Raw genomic sequence first — 1,190 nt, 5'->3', positions numbered from 1 at the left:
TGTCTAAAGAAAAATTTGAACGTACGAAACCGCACGTTAACGTTGGTACTATCGGCCACGTTGACCACGGTAAAACAACTCTAACTGCAGCTATCTGTACTACTCTTGCTAAAGTTTACGGCGGTGTAGCTAAAGACTTCGCATCTATCGATAACGCTCCAGAAGAGCGTGAGCGCGGTATCACAATCGCAACTTCTCACGTTGAGTACGACACTCCATCACGCCACTACGCACACGTTGACTGTCCAGGACACGCTGACTATGTTAAAAACATGATCACTGGTGCTGCACAGATGGACGGTGGTATCCTAGTTGTTGCTGCGACAGATGGCCCAATGCCACAAACTCGTGAGCACATCCTACTAGGCCGTCAGGTTGGTATCCCATACATCATCGTATTCATGAACAAATGTGACATGGTTGACGATGAAGAGCTACTAGAACTAGTAGAAATGGAAGTTCGTGAACTTCTATCTGAATACGATTTCCCAGGTGATGACCTACCAGTTATCCAAGGTTCTGCACTAGGCGCACTAAACGGCGAAGAGCAGTGGGAAGCGAAAATCGTTGAACTAGCAGAAGCTCTAGATACTTACATCCCTGAGCCAGAGCGTGCGGTAGATCAGCCATTCCTAATGCCTATCGAAGACGTATTCTCAATCCAAGGTCGTGGTACAGTAGTAACTGGCCGTATCGAGCGTGGTATCCTAACTGTAGGTGACGAAGTTGCTATCGTAGGTATCAAAGACACTACTACAACTACATGTACTGGTGTTGAGATGTTCCGTAAGCTTCTAGACGAAGGCCGTGCAGGTGAGAACGTTGGTGCACTTCTACGTGGTACTAAGCGTGACGAAGTTGAACGTGGTCAAGTACTAGCTAAGCCTGGTTCAATCACTCCACACACTAAGTTCGAATCAGAAGTATACGTACTGTCTAAAGATGAAGGTGGTCGTCACACTCCATTCTTCAAAGGCTACCGTCCACAGTTCTACTTCCGTACAACTGACGTAACTGGTGACATCCAGCTACCAGACGGCGTAGAAATGGTAATGCCAGGCGACAACGTACAGATGACTGTAGAGCTAATCGCACCAATCGCAATGGACGAAGGTCTACGTTTCGCGATCCGTGAAGGTGGCCGTACAGTAGGTGCTGGTGTTGTTGCTAAGATCTTCGACTAATTCATA

General features: G+C 47.3%; 1 protein-coding gene. It reads left to right on the top strand.

Going from position 1 to position 1,190, the window contains the following annotated elements; genetic code table 11:
• On the top strand, window positions 1–1,184 hold a 1,184-nt coding region (gene tuf, locus R8N46_RS25000), incomplete at its 5' end, for an elongation factor Tu (protein WP_017822038.1).
• Between the last annotated feature and the right edge of the window lie 6 nt (window positions 1,185–1,190).

It is taken from the genome of Vibrio sp. 1874, from assembly GCF_033344395.1.
GTDB classification, from domain to species: domain Bacteria; phylum Pseudomonadota; class Gammaproteobacteria; order Enterobacterales; family Vibrionaceae; genus Vibrio; species Vibrio alginolyticus.
Note: the sequence above shows the minus strand (reverse complement) of the source record. Positions and strands in the feature narration are given on the sequence as shown.